This window comes from Pseudomonas sp. L13, assembly GCF_009935965.1.
Lineage (GTDB): Bacteria > Pseudomonadota > Gammaproteobacteria > Pseudomonadales > Pseudomonadaceae > Aquipseudomonas > Aquipseudomonas lactis.
Window position 1 is genome coordinate 37,515 of record NZ_QODJ01000031.1, and the last position, 22,205, is coordinate 59,719.

Sequence of the window (22,205 nt, forward strand, 5' to 3'; positions counted from 1 at the left end):
CTCGTTTCCGGTGGAAGGCCCGCGCAAGCCCCGTCTTTTTCGTGCACCCTTGTCTGCTCTGCGTCATCGAGACTTGCAGAACTTATCCATTGAGCGGTCCAGTGGCGTCCTGCCCAGTGCAACGTCAACGGATAGCCAGTTGGCTAAAGCGCTGGAGAAATCCTTCGCCTTGCTGCACTCGTTCCTGAGTGATGGGCGATTGACCTGGATGTCTTTGCAGCGGATCGCCGCTCATCCTATGGGTGAAAGCGAGGCGTTGGATGACGTGATTCAGGTCGTGAGGGAAATGCTCAAGCGCCCGCGCTTGAGTGATGCGGTTTTCAGCCGGGACGGCGATATTACGCGCGATAGCCTCAGTGCGGCTGCCCAGGCTTTGCAGGGGAACAGCTCGGCGAATGTGTTCAGTCAAGACCCGTTTCATGCGCAAGGCAATGCGCAGGTGGTGGAGGCACTGCAAAGCCAGTTTCCGCTGTTGAGAGACGAGACCATGGATCGAACCTACCTGTTTGAACAGCATCAGTACGTTGAAATCGCCAGGCTCAGGGAGGTCATGCAGGACCCGTACGAGGTTGATCAACAGGGCGTGCCCGTGCTGGATACATCCACGGGCATGCCCCAATCCAAATACAGCGAGTTCTGCGTCTACACCGCCAAGAACATTATTGAACGCCCAGGCTTGTTGCCCTCATTGGAGCGTGCCAATGGCACACGACTATTTGGCCCGCCTCACAAAGAGGGGTGGCTGAACAACAAAAGCCTTGAACGGTGGCATGAGCAGGACGCCGCTCGCAAAGCACGCTGAAAAGCGAGCTACACCTTGAGGACTTTGCCACTGATGGCCACCGCTGCCAGCAATACCGCGATCAGGATGAAGGCAGTACTCAAGCTGCTGCCATGGGCGATAAAGCCAATCATGGCGGGGCCGGCGAGAATGCCGGCATAACCCAGTGTGGTGATGGCGGGCACCGCAATATGCTCCGGCATCACTGTTTGCTTGCCCACGGCGGTATACAGCACCGGCACGATATTCGAACACCCGGCACCCACCAGCGCATACCCGAGCAGCGCCGTTTCCCACGCTGGCAATAGGGTTGCGAGGAGCAAGCCGGCACAGGCCAGCGCGCCACCGATCACAATCACCCGTGTGGGCCCCAGGCGTCGAACAATGGCATCACCGGTGAGTCGCCCTGCGGTCATGGTCAAGGCAAATGCCGCGTAGCCCAGGCCGGCGTAAGCCTCATCCAGGCCGCGCTCGGCGCTCAAAAACACAGCACTCCAATCCAGTACGGCGCCTTCAGCCAGAAAGACGATGAAACACAGGCAACCGATAAACAACACCACCCCATGGGGCACTGCAAATGCCGGCCCCGAGCTTTCACTGCCATAAGGCAACAAGTGCGGTGCAGCCTTGAACAGCGCTGCCAGCGTGATAACCACTACCACCAGGGTCGCCTGCAATGGCGACAGGCCCAGGCCCAGCAACCCCGCAACCCCCGCAGCGCCGACAATGCCCCCCAGGCTGAACAAGCCGTGAAAGCCCGACATCATGGTTTTGCCACTGGCGCGCTCAACGATCACCGCTTGCAGGTTGACGGTGGAGTCCACGGTGCCCAGGCCTGCGCCAAACAGGAATAACCCGGCAATCAACAACGGGATCGAACTGACGGTGGCCAGCATCGGCAGGGCCAGGCAGATCATCAGCGTTCCTGCGGTCAGCACGCGTCGGCAACCGTAACGCGAGGCCAGCGCGCCCGCTGCCGGCATTGCGATGATCGACCCCACCCCCAGGCACAACAACAGCAAGCCAAGGGTGCCTTCATTCAGGTTCGCGCGCGCCTTGGCATAGGGCACCAACGGCGCCCAGGCGGCGATACCAAAACCTGCGATGAAAAAAGCGATGCGGGTCGACATCTGTTCCAGTCGCCCGGGAACCACGGGGGCAGGGGTGGGAATGGCAGTCATGAAAAATCCTTGGTTTGGCGTTCAACGAACGATGTCCGGCGCGACATCCTTGCACATCAGGCCCTCTCGAGCGAGCCGGGTTCCCTTGGTGTTACGGGGTGCGAGGCAATTTTTTTACAAACACGGAACGCTTTGCCCACCGGTGACCACGTAGAAATGATCGAGCCTGTAGGAGGTGGGCTGGAAGGTGTGTAATCCCTGCGGAAGTGGCTGAACCCCAGGTTTCTTGCGGCGGATTACCACCTTCCAGATCACTTCCCACAGACTTGGCGTTCTGTAATAGGCCGCAGTCTCGCTAGGTAGAGACGCGAGGCAATATTAGTGGGCAATTGCCACGTCCGCGCGCTAAGAGGGGCATTGCTGTAAGGGAGGCCTGACGCCCCGCGATGTGGGAGCTGGCTTGCCTGCGAAGACGGCCTGCCAGCCGATGCATATCTACCTGACACCCCACTCACAAGCTGTGGGAGCGGGCTTGCTCGCGAAGGTGGCCTGACAGTCAACACAGTTGGACCGGGTACATCTCCATTCCTGGGACAGTGCGACTAAAAAGCAGAATTGCGGAAACGACTGTCGCATTAAGTGTCAGCCGTTTCCTTAAAATTTAGTTATACAGAGACAAGCTGTAGTCAGAATTTTCTTCATGCCGTTAGAAGGTTTTTTTGCCTGTATATATTCTGTAAAAGACTCTTCCATCTTCGCTGTACGAAACTTCTGTTTTATTCAAAAAGGACCGAAAAGTGCCTGGGGTCGCTAAGCTTGAGCGTGTTCAGGTGCTTTTTTTCGCAATCCGAATGGGTGTTGGGGCGAGAGAGAGTCGTTCAAGAGAAAGTTGATGGCGGGTAACAAAGGATGGTTAACGAAGTTGTTTCGTCGCGTTTCAAGTTAGTCCTTTCAAGCATAAATACAGAAATTCAGGTAGTGGCGTTCAAAGGCAGCGAAGCCCTCGATCAGCCTTACTTCATAGAGGTGCAGTTAGTCAGCGAAGATCCTTCCCTAGACCTGGAGGCGTTGCTTCATCAACCCGTCTATCTGGCTTTCGGCGAAGCAGACCAGGGCTTGCATGGGCAAATCTACGCCATCGGCCGGGATGATCCCGGTACGCGGCTCACCGTTTATCACCTGACGCTGGCCCCACGCCTGGCATCCCTTGCCCATCGTTGCGATCAGCGGGTTTTTCAGCAGCGCAGCGTACCGCAGATCATTGCCGCGGTCCTCGAACACCACGGTATCTTTGCTGACGCCTACGCGTTTGAGTTGGGGCCGGTGGTGTATCCACCGCGCACATTTTGCGTGCAGTACAGGGAGTCCGACCTGCATTTCATCCAGCGGCTGTGTGAGGAGGAGGGCATTCACTACCACTTTCGCCACAGCGCGGAGAATCATCTGCTGGTGTTCGGTGATGACCAGACAGTATTTCGACGGTTGCCGGTGCAGCGTTATTGTTCCTCGGCTGATCCATCGCTAGGGGCCCCGGTTGTCCAACGTTTCGACCGGCGCATGGTAACGCGCAGCCGGCGCACCGTACGTCGTGACTATGACTTTGAGCACCCTTCGTTTCGCCTGCATGACCAAGCCGGTGCCGGGCCGGTCGATCCTTTGGAAGACTATGGCTACCCTGCCGGCTTTACGGGCCATGCACGCGGTGTGCAGCTGGTACGGCGCGGCCTGGAGCGCCACCAGCGTGATCGCCATCGGGTACTGGGCAAGAGCGATCAACCGGCGTTGTGCAGTGGTCACTTTCTTGAGCTGTGTGATCACCCGGACCCAGCCTGCAACGACTTATGGCTGCTGACTTCGGTGCGTCATGAGGGTTACCAGCCGCAGGTGTTGGAGGAGTCGATCGTTGATGCCAATGGATTCCAAGGCTATCGCAACCGGTTCACCGCAACCCCCTGGCGCGCAGTGCATCGACCTGCTCTCAAGCATCCCAAGCCAACGATCAGTGGCAGCCAGACCGCGACGGTAACCGGGCCTGCCGGCGAGGACGTGCACTGCGATGCCTATGGTCGTGTGAAGGTGCGCTTTCACTGGGATCGCGCGGAAAAGGGCGACGAGACCAGCAGTTGTTGGCTGCGTGTGGCGTCCGGTTGGGCGGGTGATGGGTTTGGCGCCATGGTCATTCCACGGGTGGGCATGGAAGTGTTGGTGAGCTTCCTGGAGGGAGACCCGGACCAACCCCTTGTCACCGGTTGCCTGCCCAATGCATCGCATCTGCCGGCGTACCCTTTGCCGCAGCACAAGACACGCAGCGTTCTGCGTAGCCGCAGTTCGCCGGGCGGCGGGGGCGCCAATGAGTTGTACCTTGAAGACCGACGCGGCGAAGAGCTCATTTACCTGCGCGCTCAGCGTGACCTGGAGCAACGGGTGGGGCATGACAGTCGCCAGGAAGTAGAGGGCGATAGCCTGACCCGCGTTGGCCAGAGCCTGGTGATCGAAGCCGGGCAGCAGGTTCACCTCAAGGCCGGTGCCAGCCTGGTGATAGAGGCGGGTGCACAACTGAGCTTGAAGGCGGGCGGGGAACACCTGGTGATGCAAGCCGGCAGTATTTGCAGCAGCCGGTCCATCACCCTGGGCGGTTTGCCGTCTGCAGGCCGTTCGGTGACCTCGTCATTGGTTGCCAGCGCGCAAATCTCTGCAGCGCAAGGCGTCATCATGGATTTGGCCAAGCAACTGGGCGCGGACTTTTTCCCCCTGTGCGAACGCTGCCGCGAAGGCCTGTGCGATATCGCGGGGAGGGCGGCCTGATGGACCACTCGCCCCATCGCTGGATGGCCCAACAACAGCAGAGCGGGCATCAACTGTGCCTGATGCTTGATGGCAATCACGAGGCTCGCCAACCTCTGCTGACAGATCGTGCCCCATCGCACTATTGCAACCTCTACAGCGAGACCGCTGCGGCGGAGTTGGCGAATTCAGGTCCGGTCGTACTGCTACTGGAGCATATGAATGAGCCTGCACTGGCCGACCTGCTGCTACACCCCGAGTCGAACTGGGGTTGGCTCGCCAGCCTGCCTGCCAGCGATCTGGCGGGTGTGGCGCGCCATTGGCGCGAGCGACTGCTGCTGGGGCCAGAAGGCCAGCAGGCGCTTTATCGCTTTCACGACAACCGCACCCTGGCTCGTGCCCTGGCCCATCTGGCCGAGGAACATTGGCCGGTTTACCTCGGGCCGCTGATCAGCGTGTGCTATTGGCATGAAGGCCGTTGGTGCCATCACGAAAACCCCGCACCGGGTAACTACCCGGCGCCTGAACACCCGCCGTGGCTCGACACACCCAACCCCCAGGCCGAGGCCATCCTGCACGCCAATATCCTGCGTTACCTGCTGGCGGAGCACAGTGAAGACCTGGCGGCATTGGTCGAATTCCAAGACCCCAGGATTTGGCTGGCTCAGGTACTGGAACAAGCGCGCACCTGGCAATGGCGGGAGCCGGAGCAGCTCGAATTTTTGGTGGTTCGTCGGTTGGCCGAGGCGACTGGTAGCAGTGTTACTCATTGGCAACCGAGGGCAGGCGAGGCGCCTGGGGAGCATTTTGAACGAGTGGCGGCGCAGTGGGACAGGGAGGTAGGGAGTGGTGAATAGATGGATGGGGTGGGTGTTGCTGGTTGTGGCGGGTGCAGGGCTTTCGGGATGTACGGGAAAGGCGGTGGAGCGTTTCACGTTGGAGGTGGATTTACCGGCGCATTTCGGCCTTGTGGGCGATGCTTCCTACACCCCCGCGCCGGGTGAAACGTGCAAGTTGCCTCGAAGACATGGCAAGCGACCGGATCTCAAAATATTCAAGGCTGCCAGCAAGCCCGTAGCGACTAGAGTGAGTTTCGAGGTGCCACTGACAGAGCGGGTGGAAGGCTGTTCGCTGGTGTTACGTAAACTTGTGTTTGCGATTAACGCAAAGTGGGGGGAGCGTTGGTCGGACGTCGGACGGGATTACGCCGCTGTTTATATCCGAGATAGTTGGGAGGACGGAATGACTTTGATGTCAGAAAGTTATGTCCAACAGCTCCCTGGGCAATGTCAATGGTTGTTTCGTACTGTTGGCCCCCAGCATGCCCTTATTAAGGGGCTTAAATGCAATTCGCTGAACACCAGCGGACAGCTTACGAAAGCTCGTGCTGGCGGTTATGTGTCCCGTGCTGGATTGCGTGGGAAGACGCTGAGAATGGTGCTGGCGTTAACGGAAGAAGAACAACCAGCAGTGCGAGACAACTGGGTAAAGGTTGTCGGTGGCTGGAAGCGTTGCAGGGGAGAAAGCCAGGAAGACATATTTGCGTTTTGTCGCGGCAATGTCTCTGACTTCAAGGCGTTCAAAATGCCAGATGGGCGTTTATGCAATATTTATCCGACCTGTGACTAATCAGGAGAAACCTCATGGAACAAGCTGCATGGAAGCAACAGTTTTTCAACGACAGGATGCCTGCTTGCTCATTGAGTGGGGATTGGTTGACCTTCTGCTTAGTCGATGAAACGGGAAATGGAAAAAGTTATGGGGGACTGCCTTATACCCTGCGTGACGTTGCTGGTCAGCAATACAACGGTCGGTTGAACGGGGAGGGTTTTGTCCGAGTGGAGGGCTTTTTCTGTGGTCCCGTAATTCTGATGATGGAGGAGCGCTATTCAGGTCGGGAAACGCTCTATCAGTCGCTCATGACACGTTCATTCTATGCATTGCCTATCACTGAGTTGCAAGTGCGTGCCGAGCAAACCCATTTTCTTGATAACCACGATCAGATGGTCGAAAAAAATCTCGCACGCCCAAATGCAGATCATTTTTATCAGGTTGAAGTGAGTGACCTGGTTCGACATAGCGCTCACTTGCCGCCCCTGTCATCACAGGCTCACCGTCCAATGCGGCATGCACTCAAGATGATGGCAGACCTTGGTTTTGGACCTCCCGAGTCATCCTTTAAGGGACTGGTGCTCTTTCCGAAAAAATTCACGATGCTGCAGGTGCGACCTCTACGAGCATTACGGCCAATCCTTTCTACACAGGACCAACTTTGTGCATTGAACCTCTACCAACTGGCGTTAATGGCAACATTAAGCTATTGCGAGTTTGGCCAGGATCCTCCTATAGAACCTAAGGATAAAGTCAGCTTTCCTTGGCATCCAACTGTCGGGAATTTGTTTGCCGAACGTTTGTCGTGTTACCGGGAGGCGTGGAGGTTTGACTCAGAGCAAGTGCAACGATTTTATCCATTGTATGAAGACGTAGCTTATTCCCGTCGTTTTGAGATATTGCCTTTTGATCCAGAGTTATATGAGCAGAATGCCACCGTGCATGATCTCGAGCATCCGGAGCGGATACACTTTTTTAACGATGTAGAGTTTGGAACAGATACTCAAGCATTCATTTGTCATCACGATGAAGTGGTGCTTATTGCTGTACGCGGCACCGCTAGTGGTGCCGATGTTCTACGCGATGCAAACGCCCATCAAGTCCCATTCATCGAGGGCGTTGGAAAAGCCCACCAAGGTTTTTATCAGGCATTTCAGGCCATGCATAATTTTGTATCGGGTTACCTTTTTCGATATCACAGCAGCCAACGAATTATCATTTGTGGCCATAGTCTTGGGGGGGCTATAGCACTCTTATTGGCAGAGGCCCTACGCCGTACACCAGATCGAGATTACGACCCACTCCTCTACACCTACGGCGCCCCCCGCGCCGCCGACGCCGAATTCACCGCCGGCGCCTCAACCCTGGTCCACCACCGCATCGTCAACCACAATGACCCCGTCCCCAGTGTTCCGGCGCCCTGGATGAACACCACCGCCAAGCTCTGGATTCCCGGGGCCATCACGCTATTCAGCAACCCCGCACCCGGTGGCCTGCTGTTCGCCGCTGGGCTGGTGCGCGTAGGCGGCAACCCCTATCGGCATCACGGTGAGCAATATCACTTCATGCCGATCACGCTCCCGGATGGCAGCCATTCCTCGGTGCTATGGAAGCCTGGCTGTGAATCGCTCCAAGAAGCAGGGTGCAACCGCGCATTGCAACTGCAGGGCGATATGCCCGACCGCGATAATTTGCTGAGGCAGCTGTTCCAGGCCAATCAGCACTTCATGACCACCAGCTATATCCCCGCAGCCTGGGCAACATTGCGCCGCTGGCAACAAACTCTGGAGAGTGAGGGCCCGCTGGTAACTCAGCGGGAGTTCGAGCTGCTCGACCGGGCTTTCGAAGACATGCGCGAGCAACTGCGGGCCAAGCGGCGTGAACTGGCTCTGCGGCGCCCAGCCAATGATCGTAGCCATGAACCCACCGATGCCTTGAACGCAGAGATCGACCGTTTGCACACCAGCCGCGAGCGCTTGGCAAGCCTGCGCTGGCATCGCCTGGAAGCCCGCGATGTCTATGGCAGCCATGCCCGTTCTGCACATCTGCAATCGAGCCTCAAACGTTGGTTTAGCCACCGCGAGAATCGTGAGCCAGCCCAATTCGCCAGCATCCCGCCGCCGTCCCACGACGAACAGGCACGGGTGCAAACGCTGGACATCGACTCAGTCGTCTAACCCATGCGGTTACATAAACTCCACCTGGGCCGGTTGCCGTTTCATCAATATCTTGCCGTTGCGAATCGAGTACAACGGCAGGCCCTGGCTACGTATGACTTCGTAGTCGCTGTCGGCCGACAGGATCAGCAGGTTGGCCGGGCGGCCTGCTTGCAATCCGTATCGGTCGCCCAGGGCCATGGCCTTGGCACTATTGTCGGTGACCAGGTCCAGGGCGTTTTGCAAATTGCGGTAGCCGAGCATATGGCAGATGTGCAGGCCGGCCTCCAGCACTCGCAGGATATTGCCGTTACCCAGCGGGTACCAGGGATCGACGATGGAGTCCTGGCCGAAACACACGTTCATGCCGGCCTCAAGCAGCTCGTTGACGCGGGTGACGCCGCGGCGTTTCGGGAAGTTGTCGAAGCGGCCTTGCAGGTGGATGCTTTCGGTGGGGCACGAGACAAAGCTGATGCCGGAATGCCCCAGCAGGCGAAACAGCTTGGCGCAGTAGGCGTTGTCGTAGGAACCCATGGCCGTGGTGTGGCTGGCCGTCACGCGGGCACCCATGTCGCGGCTGCGGGCTTCTTCGGCGAGGACTTCGAGAAAGCGTGAGTGGGGGTCGTCGGTTTCGTCACAGTGCACGTCCACCAGGCAGCCGGTGCGTTCGGCCAGGTCCATGAGGAACTTCACCGAACTCACGCCTTGGTCGCGGGTGTATTCGAAGTGGGGGATGCCACCGATCACGTCGGCACCCAGGCGAATGGCTTCCTCCATCAGCTCGCGACCATTGCGGAACGACTCGATGCCCTCCTGGGGGAAGGCGACGATTTGCAGGTCGATCAGGTGGGTGCTCTCTTCACGTACCTCCAGCATGGCCTTGAGTGCGGTGAGGTCTGGGTCGGTGACGTCGACATGGGTGCGCACATGCTGGATGCCATGGGCGGCGAGGGCCTGAATGGTTTTTTTGGCCCGCGCCTTGGTGTCTTCCTGGGTAATGGTGGCCTTGCGTTCGCCCCAGCATTCGATGCCTTCAAACAGCGTACCGCTCATGTTCCAGCGCGGTTCGCCGGCGGTAAGCGTGGCGTCAAGATGGATGTGGGGTTCGACGAAGGGCGGTATCACCAGGTTGCCGGCGGCGTCCAAGTCGCCGGCCATCAGCGCCGGCACCCTGGTTTGCGCAGTGATGCTGGCGATCCGGCCGTGTTCCAGGTGCAGATCATGCATGCCTTCACGGTTGCGCAGGCGGGCATTGATGATGTGCATGGTCAAGTTCCTCTTGGCTAAAAACAATCAGGCAGACAGCCGCCAGATCCTCAGGGCGATACCGATGTCCAGGCGGTCATGGCGCGTAGTATGGCGCTGAGCAGCACATAGGTCAGCGCCGCGGCGACAATTCCCACCAACGGCGCGACCCACGGCGAGTTGAACGCCAGCACGGTGCCGACTCCATACGCAATCAGGCCGGGCCAATTGAACGCCGGTAGGCGAGCCTGCGCCAAGCGTGGGTATTGGCCGCGATAGCGATAGAAGAAGTCCGCCATGATCACGCCCCCAATCGGCGGGATGACCGTGCCCAGCAGGATCAGGTACGGCACCAGCAGGTCGTACATGCCGAACAAGGCGAGCAGGGTGCCGATCACCGCGCCGGCCAGGGTCACGCTCTTGCGCCGTTGGGTGCGCAACAGGTTGCAACCGGCGACGGCGAAGTTGTAGATGGTGTTGTCCTGGGTACTCCAGATATTGAGCAGCAGCATGGCCATCGCCGCCGTGGCGAAACCTTGCAGCAGCAAGACTTCCACCACATCCGGTTGCTGATAGACGATGGCGCCATAGGCCCCGATCAGCACCATCAAGCCGTTGCCGACAAAAAAGCCGATCAGGCTGGCCAGCACCGCAACCTTGGCCGAGCGCGAAAACCGTGTCCAGTTGGTGGCTTGGGTTGCACCGCTGACAAAGGTCCCGAACACCAGGGTGATGGCGGTGGACAAGTCCAGCTCAGCGCTGGGCACCACTGCCAGCAGCCCCTCCAGCCCGCCGACCTTCATGGTGGCGACCCACATCGACAGCAGCAACAGGATGCCCATGGCCGGCACCGCGATGTAAGACAGGATTTCCAACCCGCGATAACCTACGTAGGCGGTGGCGCAGAACAATAAGCCAAACACCAGCATCAGCCCCAGCACACTGCCCGGGCTCAACTGGAAATATTTGCCCAATACCACGGCGGCCGTAGCCGTGCCCCAGGCATACCAGCCAATCTGGGTAAAACCGAGGATCAAGTCACTGAGCTTGCTGCCCACTTCGCCAAAGCAGAAGCGCCCCATCAGCACCGAGTTCAAGCCGCTCTTGAACGCGATGTAACCCAAGCCTGCGGCGTAGATACCCAACAACAGGTTACCCAGGGCCACGACGCCAAGCATGTCGATGAAGCTGAACGCCACCCCCAGCTTGCCGCCGGCGAACATGGTCGCGGTAAAAAAGGTGAACCCCAGCAACACCATGGCCGTAGAGGCCAGACCCTTGCGCGCGTGCAAGGGGACTTCGCTGAGAGGGTAGTCGTTGCCGGGTTCTTGCTGCGTCATGGGGGCTGCTCCCTGAGTGGTGACCCAGGTCGCGTGCATCCTGCGTGCCAACGCAGATGCAGGCAGGTATGCGCTGACGGGAGCAAGCCCGTTATGAGGTCTCCTCGCCCAATCCAGCGCAAAAGCAGTGCAGCGGTGAGCCAAACTGGCTCAGTCGAACAGCGTTGGCATGAAGCGCACAGTTGGCCTCAATGCCCCTTGCAGTCACGCGTCCCCATCAATCCATCGGTGCTTCAAAGATGGCCTCGATGGGCTGTTCGAACACCTTGGCGATCTTGAACGCCAGGGGCAAGCTTGGATCGTAGCGGCCGGTCTCGATGGCATTGACGGTCTGGCGCGACACACCCAGGCGCTCTGCAAGGTCAGCCTGGGACCAGCCCAGCTCGGAGCGCAGATAGCGCAATTGGTTGTTCACTGATAGCGCCTTGTGCCGATGATCGTGGCCACGCACCAGACACCGCCCATGATCGGCCATACCATGAAGGCCGACATCCGCGGGAAGCCAGCGGTCTCCAGAAAGCCGTAGCTGAAGGTCGTCAGCGCCGTGCAGACAAACGCCACGGCAAGCGCTTCCAGCTGGATCTTGCGGCCCATTTCATCCATGGCGTTCAGGCGCCGAATGATCGACACCGCCATCGCGATCATCGGGGTAACGGGCAGCAGCGCCAGGGCGATTTTGGCGACACCGTCGGGCATCGACGACATGTAGACGCTGGAAACCACCACGCACAGTACGTACACCAATAAAATGACGGCGAACTTCATCGGGAAGCGTTTGGGTGACATGATCATCTCCATAAGTAAAGGGTGCTTTACATTAGGTGGTGGTCCATTCGGTGTCAAGCTTGCTTTACATCGTGGCAGACAGGCATAAAAAAACCACCCGAAGGTGGTAATGCCAGTTAGTTAAGCGGTCATCGCCTTCTCTGTAGGAGCGAGCCTGCTCGCGAAAAACGTCAACGATAACGCGTGTTTGCTGAACGAACGTGGCGCCCGTAAGTTTTTCGCGAGCAAGCTCGCTCCTACAAAAAAGCCTTAACTGACTGGCGTTACCACCTGCGGAGTGGTTCTTTTCAACACTCGATCGCTTACTCGCCGCGATAGATGCAGCCACTGGTGCACGTCTCGTGGATACGGATCGCACTGAGTTCTGGCAGCAGGGGTTTCAACTCCGTCCAGATCCACTTGGCCAGCACTTCGCTGGTGGGGTTTTCCAGGCCGGGAATGTCGTTGAGGTAGTTGTGGTCGAGGCGTTCATAGAGCGGCTTGAAAATCGCCTTGATCTCCGAGAAGTCGCGAATCCAGCCAGTATGGGGATCCAGGTCGCCGCTCAGGTGGATGGCCACCTTGAACGAATGCCCATGCAGGCGCCCGCATTTATGGCCTTCCGGTACGTGGGGCAGGCGGTGGGCGGATTCGAAGGTAAACTCTTTGAAGATTTCCACAGTGTTTTCAGCTCGGTCAGGTGTCTGGCAGGCGGCGAGTTTAACAGCTTGATCAACCTCTGCGCATACCGCCCATGCGGTCAAAGGGCTAGCAAACGTTCGCCGAGCTTGCCGTTGTCCGCCAATGCCAAAAACTCATCCCCCAGCCGCTGGCTCTCGCTCATGGCGGTTTGCCAATATTTGTTGCGGGCAGGATCATCGCCCATAAAGCGCTTGAAGTCGCTGCGGTCTGGCAGCTTGCCGTGGGGCAGGCGGGCCAGGTAGTCCCTGGACGGCGCCAGCAGTAACACATCCTGCAAGCCTTGCTGGTTGCTGCGTCGCCATGGCAGGCCCTTGTCGAACCAGCCGGGGATGACTCGGTCGGTAAAGTGCGGGTACAGCACGATGTCATCGCCCTGGTAGGGCAGGTCGAGGTGGTAGTCCAGCAGGCCGCCGTCGCGGTAGGTGCCGGCTCCGGCCCCGGGCAGGTCGCGCACGCCTTGCATGACCATGGGGATCGAGCCGGACGCGAGCAACGCCTGGCGCAGGTTACCCACGTCCAGGGTGAGGAAGCGCGAGGGGAAATCCGTCAGGGGGTGTACCGGGGGTGCCTGGCGCGGGTCGTGGATGATCAGCCGCTCGAAATGCCGCGACAGCCGTGCGCGGCCCCGCAGGTTATCGGCAATCACCGACGACAGGCCCAGCCCCAGCCGCCCACGGTGGTCATCGGCGAGCAAGCCGTGGCTCTTGACCACCATGATGTTCAGCCGATAGTCGGGGTTGTCCAGCACCCGCGCATCGCGCCCGGCCAGCAGGTCGTCGAGCATGCGCTGGCAGCTCTGGCTGACTTGGGCCATGGTCACGCCTTTGGCAAAGCGCTGCTCGTTGTACAGGCGGCCCAGATCGAGCAAGCCTTGCACCGGGTCGGGCAGGCAGGCGCTGGCAAACCGCCAGGAGCCGATGGACGCGCCGATCAGCGCACGCTCGCGCGGGGCACGGCGTAACCAGTCACCGAATAGCGCCAGGTCGAGCCCTTGGATACCCAGGGCCTTGGGGCCGCCCGCCGCACCGGGAAGGATGCCGACGTCGGCAGGCGCAAGGCCCTGCTCGCGGATGCGGGTGAAGGCGCGTTTGCCGGCCTTGAGAGTCAAGGCCGGGAACTTGATATGGATGGCGGTCATACCGGTCTCTGTTGAGGCGAGCGGGGCAGTATAGGAAATCTCGCAGGCCGTGGGAAAAATGGCTTAACCGGAATTGCCATGGTGGCAATTCAGTTTCAGTTAAGTTGCAACGCGTACCGTGGCCGACGTAGGAAAACATCATGTAACGGAGACTTATCATGAAGCGCCTCACTGCCCTGGGCGCCGCCGCTATCATCCTCGTTACGGCGACCCCGGCCGCCGCCGTGGACCCCGACAAGCCACTGATCGTGCCGGCCACTGTTACTATTGTCGCTTTCGATCAATTGGATGCCACGGCCCTGGCCCTTCACCCTGGTTCGACGCTGCTGGGCACCGACCTGGATGAGGAATACGGCAAGTACATCTATGAAGTCGAGCTACAAGATGCAGACGGCATTGAATGGGATGTTGAATTGAACGCGCTCACCGGGCAGGTTCTCAAGAATCATCAGGATACGTAATGAAGGTAAATTTACGCGTCGGCAGTCGCGTGGCGCTGGTGCTCATGGTGTTTTGTTCTAGCCTGGCGGCCCGCGACCTCAATCAGGACGAAGCCCTGGCCCTGCGCCAGCAAGGCGTAATCCTGCCATTGGAACAGCTGTTGCAGCAGGCCATGGCGCGATACCCCGGCTCGCGGCTGCTGGAGGCCGAACTGGAAAAGAAGCACGGGCAATATGCCTATGAAGTGGAACTGGTGACCACCGAAGGCGTGGTGCGCGAGATCAAGCTGGACGCCACCAACGGTAACCTGATCAAAGATGAGGAAGATTGATGCGCCTGCTCCTGGTGGAAGACAACGTACCCCTGGCTGACGAGCTGATGGCCGGCCTGCAGCGCCAGGGCTATGCGGTCGACTGGCTGGCCGATGGCCGCGACGCCGTGTATCAGGGGCACAGCGAGCCCTATGACCTGATCATTCTTGACCTTGGCCTGCCCGGTTTGCCCGGGCTTGACGTACTGGCCCAATGGCGCGCCGCCGCGTTGGCCATCCCGGTGCTGATTCTGACCGCCCGCGATTCCTGGGCCGAGCGTATCGAAGGGCTCAAGGCCGGCGCCGATGATTACCTGAGCAAACCTTTTCACCCCGAAGAGCTGTACCTGCGCATCCAGTCGCTGCTGCGTCGCTCCCACGGCCAGACGAACCAGCCCACCCTGCAAGCCGCCGGCCTGCATTTGGATGAAGGGCGCCAGTGTGTGCTGCGCGACGGCGCCGAGATCCAACTGACGGCTGCCGAATTTCGGTTGTTGCGCTATTTCATGCTGCATCCCGAACAGATCCTGTCCAAAAGCCACCTGGCCGAACACTTGTATGACGGCGAGACCGAGCGCGACTCCAATGTGCTGGAGGTGCACGTCAACCACCTGCGGCGCAAATTGGGTCGCAGCGTGATCGAGACGCGGCGTGGCCAGGGCTACCGTTTCGGCGTCACCCCGGCATGAGGTCAATCCAGCGGCGCCTGAGCCTGGGGTTGATCAGCGTGATGGTGATTGTCGGCGTGGTGCTGGCGCAAACCAGCCTGTGGTTGTTCGAGGCAGGTTTGCAGCGCTACCTTGAAGCGGGCTTGCGCAACGACAGCGAAAACCTGCTGGTGGCGCTGGTGCGTGGGCCCAACGGCGTGCAGTTGGATGAGCAGCGCCTGTCGCCGGCGTACCAACGGCCATTTTCCGGGCATTACTTTCGTATCGACTTTGCCGATGTGCATTGGCGCTCCCGCTCACTGTGGGACCAGGAACTGCCCCGGCTCCCGGTGGCGGGGCTCAAGGGCAACCTGCAACTGGGGCCGGAAGGCCAGCAACTGCTGGTGTTGCGCTCGGACTACAAGCGCTTTGGCCAGTCGATTTCCATCAGCGTGGCCCAGGACTACACGCCCGTGCGCGAAAGCTTTCGCCTGATGCGCCAGGTCGGCCTGGTGATGGGGCTGGCGGCGCTGATGCTGGTGCTGATCCTGCAACGGGTCACCGTACGCCGTGCCCTGCGCCCCCTGGAGACCGCACGTAACCAGATCGCCCAACTGCAACAAGGCCAGCGCTCGCAACTCGACACCCAGGTGCCGCTTGAACTGGAGCCACTGGTGGCGCAGATCAACCACCTGCTGGCGCATACCGAAGACAGCCTCAAGCGCTCGCGCAACGCCCTCGGCAACCTGGGGCATGCGCTGAAAACTCCCCTGGCGGTGTTGTTGAGTGCCGCTTCCAGTGAGGCGCTCAAGGATCATCCGCAGCTTAGCCAGTTGCTGCGCGAACAACTGGAGCAAGTGCAGCAACGCCTTAACCGTGAACTCAACCGTGCGCGCCTGGCGGGTGATGCCTTGCCGGGCGCGTTGTTTGACTGTGAACAAGAGCTGCCCGGTTTACTGGCCACCCTGCGCATGATCCATGGCGAACACCTGGACCTCAGCTACCAGGTGGCGCCGGGCCTGCAACTGCCCTGGGACCGTGAAGACCTGTTGGAACTGCTGGGCAACTTGCTGGACAACGCCTGTAAATGGGCGGACGCCGAGGTACGTCTTAGCGTCAGCGAGATGCCCCACGGTTACCAACTGGCGGTGGAAGACGACGGCCCCGGCATACCCGAGGCCCAGCGCGACCAGGTGTTCAGCCGTGGCGCACGCCTGGATGAACAGAGGGTTGGCCATGGTCTGGGTTTGGGGATCGTGCGCGACATCGTCGAGGTGTGGGGCGGGGTGTTGCAACTGCAGGAGAGTGAGCTGGGTGGGCTCAAGGTATTGATCGAGTTGCCACGCCGCTGACACTGAAACCCCACCGCTCAAGATGTGGGAGCTGGCTTGCCTGCGATAGCATCGACTCGGTTTGCCTGAAGTACCGAGGTGTCTGCATCGCCTACTGTAGGAGCGAGCTTGCTCGCGAAAAACGTCAACGATAACGCGTGCTTGCTGAATGAACGCGGCGCCTGTGAGTTTTTCGCGAGCAAGCTCGCTCCTACAAAAAAACCTTAACTGACTGGCATTGGGGCAAGCCCGCCCCCCACAGAAAAGCCTTGCTACATTCAGACCCTGAACTGATCCATCAACCCCTGCTGCTGATTCGCCAGGCTGTTCAACGCCTGGCTGACCCGCGCCGATTCATTGGCCTGCTCCGACAACGACTCGGTCACATCGCGAATGGTCGCCACGTTGCTGTTGATCTCTTCGGCCACCGCGCTTTGCTCTTCGGCGGCGCTGGCGATTTGCAGGTTCATGTCGCTGATCACCGTGACCGCATCGCCAATCTGGCGCAAGGCGGTGACGGCCTGGCCGACCTGTTCGACGCTGCCCTGGGCCTGGCGATAGCTGTTGCCCATGGAACCGACCACGTCGCTGGTACCGGTTTGCAATTGTTCGATCACCAGGCGGGTTTCCTCCACCGATTCCTGGGTGCGCCGCGCCAGGTTACGCACTTCGTCGGCGACCACGGCAAAACCGCGGCCGGCTTCACCGGCGCGAGCGGCTTCGATGGCGGCGTTGAGCGCCAACAGGTTGGTCTGCTCGGCGATGCCGCGAATCACTTCGAGCACCGAGCCGATCTGTTCGCTGTTGGCGGCCAAACCTTCTACTTGGGCCATGGCAGTGCTCATGTCGGCGGCGAGCTCGCCAATGTTGACGGTGGTGCGGTCGATAACGGTCAAGCCTTGACGAGTCGCCTGGTCGGCATCCCGTGCGGCTTGGGCCGCTTGGGCGGCGCTGCGGGCCACGTCCTGGGCGGTGGCGCTCATTTCGTGGGACGCGGTGGCCACCTGGTCCACCTGGCGGTACTGCTGCTCCATGCCGGCGCTGGTTTGCGTGGCAATGGCTGCGGACTGGTCGGCGGTGCCACGGGCGTCCTGCACCGAGCGTTTGACCTCGGCAATGATCGGCTGCAGTTTGTCGAGGAAACGGTTGAACCAGCCGGCCAATTGGCCCAGTTCATCCTGTTTGGCGTAGGCCAGGCGCCGGGTCAGGTCGCCTTCGCCGCTGGCGATATCTTCAAGCATGTGCGCCACGCCAAGGATTGGCCGGGTCACGCTGCGCGCCATCAGCCACACCAGGATCAAACCAACCACCGCGGCCAGCAGGCCCAAGCCCAGTTCCAACAAAGTGCCTTTGGCGTTGTCGGCGTCCAGCTGGTTTTTCAGCGCTTCGGCGGGGGCGACCAGGACTTGTTCCGGTACATCCAGCAATACGCCCCACGCCTTACCGCCGGGAATCGGTGCAAAAGGCGCCAGCACCTTGAGTTGATGGTCGGTGCGCAGACAGTGGGTCTGGGTACTGCTGGCCAGGGCACTGATCAACTGCGCGCCGCTGGCCGGGTCGACCTGCTCCAGGCGTTGGCTGAGTTTGCTCGCATCCGGGCTGTAGCCGGCCAATAAGCCAGTGGCGCTGAGGATGCTGACCTGGGTCTGGCCGTCGTACAGTTTCCCGCTGGCCTGCTGGCTCACCGCCTGCAAGCTGTTGAGGTTGATGTCCACCGACAGCGAAGCGATGACTTTGCCGTTGACCATCAGCGGGAACACGATGCTGGTCATCAGCACGTTCTGGCCGTCGATCACATAAAAGTAAGGTTCGATCACACAGGGTTTGAGGGTCGTGCGCGGGCAAGTGAACCAGGCGTTGGCCTTTTCGCCGCTGGGGCCGATGGAGGTGTCGGCCATGTCGCTCTCGGGCAGCGCCATCGAGGTGATTTTCCCCGGCGTCGGTTGCGACCAGTACAGCGCGAAACGGCCTTTGTCATTGCTCCCCAGTTCCGCCTGGTTCGCGAACAACTCGTCCTTGCCGTCCAGCGCATTGGCTTCGAACACCAGGGACAGGCCGAGCAGGTCTGGGTTGGCCTGCAGGGCGGCCTTTACCTGGTGGGTCAAGTCTTCACGGGTGTCGAAGGCATCGAGAAAGCGCTTCTCGGCCTGCTCGCGCAAAAACAGCACCTGGCGGGAAAAACCGTGGCCGTATTGGTAGGCATCCATGAACTGCTGGCGAATGCCCAGCGCCTGCACTTCGCCTTGGGCCTCGATGCGCGACTGGGCGGCTTCGTCGAGCATCTGCATGCTGGACGCCTTGACCTGCTGCGAGCTCTGCGCCATGCGGTACAGCGACAGACCCACCAGCAGGGTCACGATCCCCAGCAGGCACAGGCCCGCCAGCAGGGTGATTTTCCATTGAATGGAGAGCTGCCTGAGCGACATCGGGACATCCTTACCTGAAAGCACATAGAGACAGCTTATCGGCGGGCGCCTGCGATTCTTTATCTGTTGAGAGAGCGTTCCCTCACCACAGTTTTGACATGACAGCCCAGCTCCTGCAAAGTGCGCGCCCTCTAATAAGACCTCTTTCAAGCCTGCACGCCGGCAGCTGTTCCCATGGGCCGCGCGCGGGCATGCCTGTCTTTTTTGTTTCTGCTTGAGGTAACCATGATTAACGCAGTCATCGCCGCGGTCGGCACCATGCTGGTACTCAGCCTGTCCCGCGTGCACGTGGTCATCGCCATTATCGTCGGCGCTCTGGTGGGCGGCTTGACCGGTGGCCTGGGTATCGAGGCCACGCTCAAGGCCTTCAACGGCGGGCTGGGCGGCGGCGCAACCGTGGCCTTGTCCTACGCATTGCTCGGGGCTTTCGCCGTGGCGATTGCCAAGTCCGGCCTGGCCCATGCCTTGGCGGACAAAGCCTTGCTGCTGGTGGACCGCCAGGACGCCAGCGGTGGCAACCATGTCAAATGGCTGCTGATCGGCCTGTTGTGGGTGGTGGCGATTGCCTCGCAGAACATCTTGCCGATCCACATTGCGTTTATTCCGCTGCTGGTACCGCCGCTGCTGTATGTGCTGACCAAGCTGCAACTGGATCGTCGCCTGATCGCCTGCGTGATGACCTTCGGCCTGATCACCCCGTACATGTTTCTGCCGGTGGGCTTTGGCAATATCTTCCTCAATCAGATCCTGCTGGCCAACGTCGCCAAGAGCGGGGTGGATATCAGCGGGGTCAATGTCACTCACGCCATGGGCTTGCCGGCGCTGGGCATGGTGGTCGGCCTGCTGGTGGCGGTGTTGATCAGCTACCGCAAAAAGCGTGTGTACGACCTGAAGAAAATCGAGCGTGTCGAGCAAGTGGCGGTGCAGTACAACCCGCTGACCCTGCTGGTGGCCGGCCTGGCGATCGCCTCGGCGTTCATCATCCAATTGTGGCTGGACTCGATGATCATCGGCGCCCTGGCCGGGTTCCTGATCTTCTCGGTGTCGGGCATCGTGCGCTGGCGCGACACCGATGACCTGTTCACCGAAGGCATGAAAATGATGGCGATGATCGGCTTCATCATGATCGCGTCCTCAGGTTTTGCCGAAGTGCTCAAGGCCACCGGTGACGTGAACTCGCTGGTGCAGGCCTCGGCGGCGTTCATCGGTCATAGCCGGGGCGTTGGCGCGTTGTTGATGCTGCTGGTGGGGTTGTTGGTGACCATGGGCATCGGCTCGTCGTTTTCCACGGTGCCGATCCTGGCGGCGATTTTCGTGCCGCTGTGTGTGCAACTGGGCTTCAGCCCGGTGGCCATCGTGTGCATCGTCGGTACCGCCGGCGCCTTGGGCGACGCCGGTTCGCCAGCCTCGGACTCCACCCTCGGCCCCACCTCCGGCCTGAACATCGACGGCCAGCACCACCACATCTGGGACACTGTGGTGCCGACTTTCCTGCACTACAACCTGCCGCTGCTGGCGTTCGGCTGGCTGGCCGCGATGACGCTCTGACGAGGTTCCTGTAGGAGCGAGCTTGCTCGCGAAAAGCGTCAACGATAACGCGGGCAACCTGGCACTCCGCAGTGCTCTCAGGTTTTTCGCGAGCAAGCTCGCTCCTACAGTAATCGCTCACATGGCCGTTAACCTCTCAAGTCGCCACTAACAAGAGAGAAAAGCCATGCGTCTGAGTTTGAAGGCCAAAGTCCTGGCCCTTGCTGTCGTGCCGGTGTTGTTGTTTGCCGTGGTCATCAGCCTAACCACCGTGTGGATTCTGCAGGGCCAGGCCCGCAACGAAGTGGATGAAACCCGCCAGCGCCTGCTCAACGACGCCAAGGCCACCCTGCACGGTTATGTCGAGGTGGCTATGACCACCATCAAGCCGCTCTACGACGCGGCAGCCCCCGGCGACAGCGCGGCGCGGGCGCAGGTGGTCAAGTTGCTGTCCAATACCAGCTACGGCAAAGACGGCTATTTCTTCGGCTACGACTCCGAGACCATCCGCCTGTTCAAGGGCAACAGCCCGGACGGCGTAGGCAAAAGCTTCAAGGACAACCGCGACCCCAACGGCGTCTACGTCAACCGCGATCTGGTCAAGGTCGGCAAGGACGGCACCCACTACCTGCAATACAGCTCGACCCAGCCCGGCCAGACCGAACTGGTGCCCAAGCTCGGCTATACCGAGTACCTGCCCAAGTGGGACATGGTGATCGGCACTTCGGTGAACCTCGATGGCATCGACGCCCAGGTGGCAGTGGTGCAGGCCAAAGTCGAAAAGCGCATGCAAGGCGTGCTGCTGAGCATCCTCGGTGTGGCCGTGGTGGTGTTGCTGGTGATCGCCGCCGTGGGCATGTTGCTGGCCAATACCATCTTGCGTCCGCTGCACCTGATGAAAGCCAACCTCGATGACATCGCAGCGGGTGAAGGTGACCTGACCCGCCGCCTGGCCATCACCAGCCAGGATGAACTCGGCGACCTGGCCGGTGCGTTCAACCGCTTTGTCGATAAAATTCACGGCCTGGTGCGCCAGATCACCGACATGACCGCCCAGCTCACCGGGCTGGTGAGCCAGGTGTCCGACCAGGCCCAGCGTTCCGAGCAGGCCATGGAACGCCAGCGCCACGAGACCGACCAAGTGGCCACCGCGATCAACCAGATGTCCTCGGCCGCCCACGAAGTGGCGCGCAGTGCCCAGGGCGCCGCCGTTGCTGCGCAGCAGACCGACGCCGAAGGCCAGGCCGCCAAACGCGTGGTGGACGGCAGCATCGCGCAGATCCATGCGCTGGTGAACGACATCCGCAGCAGCGGCGTGTCCCTGGACAGCCTGCAGCAGGATGTGTCGTCGATTGTCAGCGTGCTCGGCGTGATCCGCTCCATCGCCGAACAAACCAACCTGTTGGCGCTCAACGCTGCCATCGAAGCCGCACGGGCCGGGGAGGCCGGGCGTGGCTTTGCCGTGGTCGCCGATGAAGTGCGCGCCCTGGCCAGCCGCACCCAAACCAGCACCCAGGAAATTCAGGGCATGATTGACCGCCTGCAAAAAGGCACCGAGGCGGCCGTGGACGCGATGCGCCGCTCCAGCGATGCTGGCGACGGCACCTCGGCCCAGGCCAACCAAGCCGGCGCGTCCCTGGACACGATGGCGCAACTGATTGGCACCATCAACTCGATGAACGCCCAGATCGCCAGCGCCGCCGAAGAGCAGACCGCCGTCGCGGAAGAGATCAACCGCAGCGTGCATCAGATTGCCGTAGCGGTAGACAGCGTGGCGGACGAAACCCAGTTGGGCGCTCAGACGTCTCGCAGCCTGGCCGACCTAGGCCAGCGCCTCGGGCAGTTGGTGGGCCAGTTCAGGATCTGATCCATTTAACCCT

The 22,205-nt window shown here is 60.4% G+C and carries 19 protein-coding genes and 3 pseudogenes; 13 read left to right on the forward strand and 9 right to left on the reverse strand.

All coding sequences use genetic code 11. From position 1 onward, the window contains the following. Positions 1–139 precede the first annotated feature (139 nt). A complete protein-coding gene (locus DK871_RS16610; RefSeq protein WP_256677484.1) occupies positions 140–802 on the forward strand; it encodes a type III secretion effector protein in 663 nt (220 codons plus the stop codon). 8 nt (positions 803–810) lie between these two features. Here the strand turns inward: DK871_RS16610 and DK871_RS16615 are convergent, their stop codons facing one another. Next, positions 811–1,962, reverse strand: a complete 1,152-nt coding sequence (locus tag DK871_RS16615) for an MFS transporter (RefSeq protein WP_161905823.1) — start codon at positions 1,960–1,962, stop codon at positions 811–813. A gap of 849 nt (positions 1,963–2,811) precedes the next feature. Here DK871_RS16615 and tssI point away from each other — a divergent pair. Genes tssI through DK871_RS16635 form a run of 4 tightly spaced genes read left to right on the forward strand, consistent with a single transcriptional unit; the run spans position 2,812 to position 8,474 of the window. After that, the gene (tssI, locus tag DK871_RS16620; protein ID WP_161905824.1) at positions 2,812–4,707 is read left to right on the forward strand and encodes a type VI secretion system tip protein TssI/VgrG; all 1,896 of its coding nucleotides are present in this window, start codon (positions 2,812–2,814) and stop codon (positions 4,705–4,707) included. Next, positions 4,707–5,543 (forward strand): DUF4123 domain-containing protein, encoded by an 837-nt coding sequence (locus DK871_RS16625; protein WP_161905825.1) that lies wholly within the window; start codon positions 4,707–4,709, stop codon positions 5,541–5,543. The genes tssI and DK871_RS16625 overlap by 1 nt, the downstream gene beginning before the upstream one ends. Continuing rightward, the gene (locus DK871_RS16630; protein ID WP_161905826.1) at positions 5,536–6,315 is read left to right on the forward strand and encodes a hypothetical protein; all 780 of its coding nucleotides are present in this window, start codon (positions 5,536–5,538) and stop codon (positions 6,313–6,315) included. Before DK871_RS16625 ends, DK871_RS16630 begins: the two co-directional genes overlap by 8 nt. 14 nt (positions 6,316–6,329) lie before the next feature. Continuing rightward, positions 6,330–8,474 carry a lipase family protein gene (locus DK871_RS16635; protein ID WP_161905827.1) on the forward strand — a complete coding sequence of 715 codons (2,145 nt, stop codon included), beginning with the start codon at positions 6,330–6,332 and terminating at the stop codon, positions 8,472–8,474. A 9-nt stretch (positions 8,475–8,483) separates the two neighbouring features. On the opposite strand, the gene codA is transcribed toward DK871_RS16635, so the two are convergent. The 6 genes from codA to DK871_RS16665 all read right to left on the reverse strand — a co-directional run bounded on the left by codA (position 8,484) and on the right by DK871_RS16665 (position 13,643). Next, positions 8,484–9,719 carry a cytosine deaminase gene (gene codA / locus DK871_RS16640; RefSeq protein WP_161905828.1) on the reverse strand — a complete coding sequence of 412 codons (1,236 nt, stop codon included), beginning with the start codon at positions 9,717–9,719 and terminating at the stop codon, positions 8,484–8,486. Positions 9,720–9,769: 50 nt separating this feature from the next. Next, on the reverse strand, positions 9,770–11,038 hold the full coding sequence (gene codB, locus DK871_RS16645; RefSeq protein ID WP_161905829.1) for a cytosine permease: 1,269 nt from the start codon (positions 11,036–11,038) through the stop codon (positions 9,770–9,772). Positions 11,039–11,255: 217 nt separating this feature from the next. Further along, positions 11,256–11,453: a helix-turn-helix transcriptional regulator gene (locus DK871_RS16650; protein ID WP_161905830.1), complete on the reverse strand. Its 198-nt coding sequence runs from the start codon at positions 11,451–11,453 to the stop codon at positions 11,256–11,258. Continuing rightward, positions 11,450–11,824: a hypothetical protein gene (locus DK871_RS16655; RefSeq protein WP_161905831.1), complete on the reverse strand. Its 375-nt coding sequence runs from the start codon at positions 11,822–11,824 to the stop codon at positions 11,450–11,452. Before DK871_RS16655 ends, DK871_RS16650 begins: the two co-directional genes overlap by 4 nt. A gap of 302 nt (positions 11,825–12,126) precedes the next feature. After that, a complete protein-coding gene (gene queD / locus DK871_RS16660; RefSeq protein ID WP_003237990.1) occupies positions 12,127–12,483 on the reverse strand; it encodes a 6-carboxytetrahydropterin synthase QueD in 357 nt (118 codons plus the stop codon). 80 nt (positions 12,484–12,563) lie between these two features. Then, positions 12,564–13,643, reverse strand: a complete 1,080-nt coding sequence (locus DK871_RS16665) for a patatin-like phospholipase family protein (protein WP_161905832.1) — start codon at positions 13,641–13,643, stop codon at positions 12,564–12,566. Between the two features lie 158 nt (positions 13,644–13,801). On the opposite strand from DK871_RS16665, the gene DK871_RS16670 reads away from it, so the two are divergent. Genes DK871_RS16670 through DK871_RS16685 form a run of 4 tightly spaced genes read left to right on the forward strand, consistent with a single transcriptional unit; the run spans position 13,802 to position 16,393 of the window. Beyond that, entirely contained in the window at positions 13,802–14,104 is a 303-nt protein-coding gene (locus tag DK871_RS16670) for a PepSY domain-containing protein (RefSeq protein WP_161905833.1), read from the forward strand. After that, positions 14,104–14,415 (forward strand): PepSY domain-containing protein, encoded by a 312-nt coding sequence (locus DK871_RS16675; protein WP_044273608.1) that lies wholly within the window; start codon positions 14,104–14,106, stop codon positions 14,413–14,415. The genes DK871_RS16670 and DK871_RS16675 overlap by 1 nt, the downstream gene beginning before the upstream one ends. Continuing rightward, positions 14,415–15,083 (forward strand): response regulator transcription factor, encoded by a 669-nt coding sequence (locus DK871_RS16680; protein ID WP_161905834.1) that lies wholly within the window; start codon positions 14,415–14,417, stop codon positions 15,081–15,083. The genes DK871_RS16675 and DK871_RS16680 overlap by 1 nt, the downstream gene beginning before the upstream one ends. Then, entirely contained in the window at positions 15,080–16,393 is a 1,314-nt protein-coding gene (locus tag DK871_RS16685; protein WP_161905835.1) for an ATP-binding protein, read from the forward strand. The genes DK871_RS16680 and DK871_RS16685 overlap by 4 nt, the downstream gene beginning before the upstream one ends. Positions 16,394–16,650: 257 nt before the next feature. On the opposite strand, the gene DK871_RS29700 is transcribed toward DK871_RS16685, so the two are convergent. Beyond that, positions 16,651–17,406: a methyl-accepting chemotaxis protein gene (locus tag DK871_RS29700; protein WP_371914724.1), complete on the reverse strand. Its 756-nt coding sequence runs from the start codon at positions 17,404–17,406 to the stop codon at positions 16,651–16,653. A gap of 102 nt (positions 17,407–17,508) precedes the next feature. Further along, positions 17,509–18,798: pseudogene (locus DK871_RS29705) on the reverse strand (HAMP domain-containing protein); the annotation flags it as partial. A gap of 228 nt (positions 18,799–19,026) precedes the next feature. On the opposite strand from DK871_RS29705, the gene DK871_RS16695 reads away from it, so the two are divergent. From DK871_RS16695 to DK871_RS29715, 4 genes and pseudogenes are all read left to right on the forward strand, one after another. Then, a complete protein-coding gene (locus tag DK871_RS16695; RefSeq protein WP_161793214.1) occupies positions 19,027–20,346 on the forward strand; it encodes a Na+/H+ antiporter family protein in 1,320 nt (439 codons plus the stop codon). Positions 20,347–20,368: 22 nt separating this feature from the next. Beyond that, a pseudogene (locus tag DK871_RS29215) lies at positions 20,369–20,461 on the forward strand (outer membrane lipoprotein carrier protein LolA); the annotation flags it as partial. A 51-nt stretch (positions 20,462–20,512) separates the two neighbouring features. Continuing rightward, positions 20,513–21,334, forward strand: a pseudogene (locus tag DK871_RS29710) (cache domain-containing protein); the annotation flags it as partial. A gap of 102 nt (positions 21,335–21,436) precedes the next feature. Further along, positions 21,437–22,192 carry a methyl-accepting chemotaxis protein gene (locus DK871_RS29715; RefSeq protein ID WP_370004746.1) on the forward strand — a complete coding sequence of 252 codons (756 nt, stop codon included), beginning with the start codon at positions 21,437–21,439 and terminating at the stop codon, positions 22,190–22,192. The last annotated feature ends 13 nt before the right edge of the window (positions 22,193–22,205 follow it).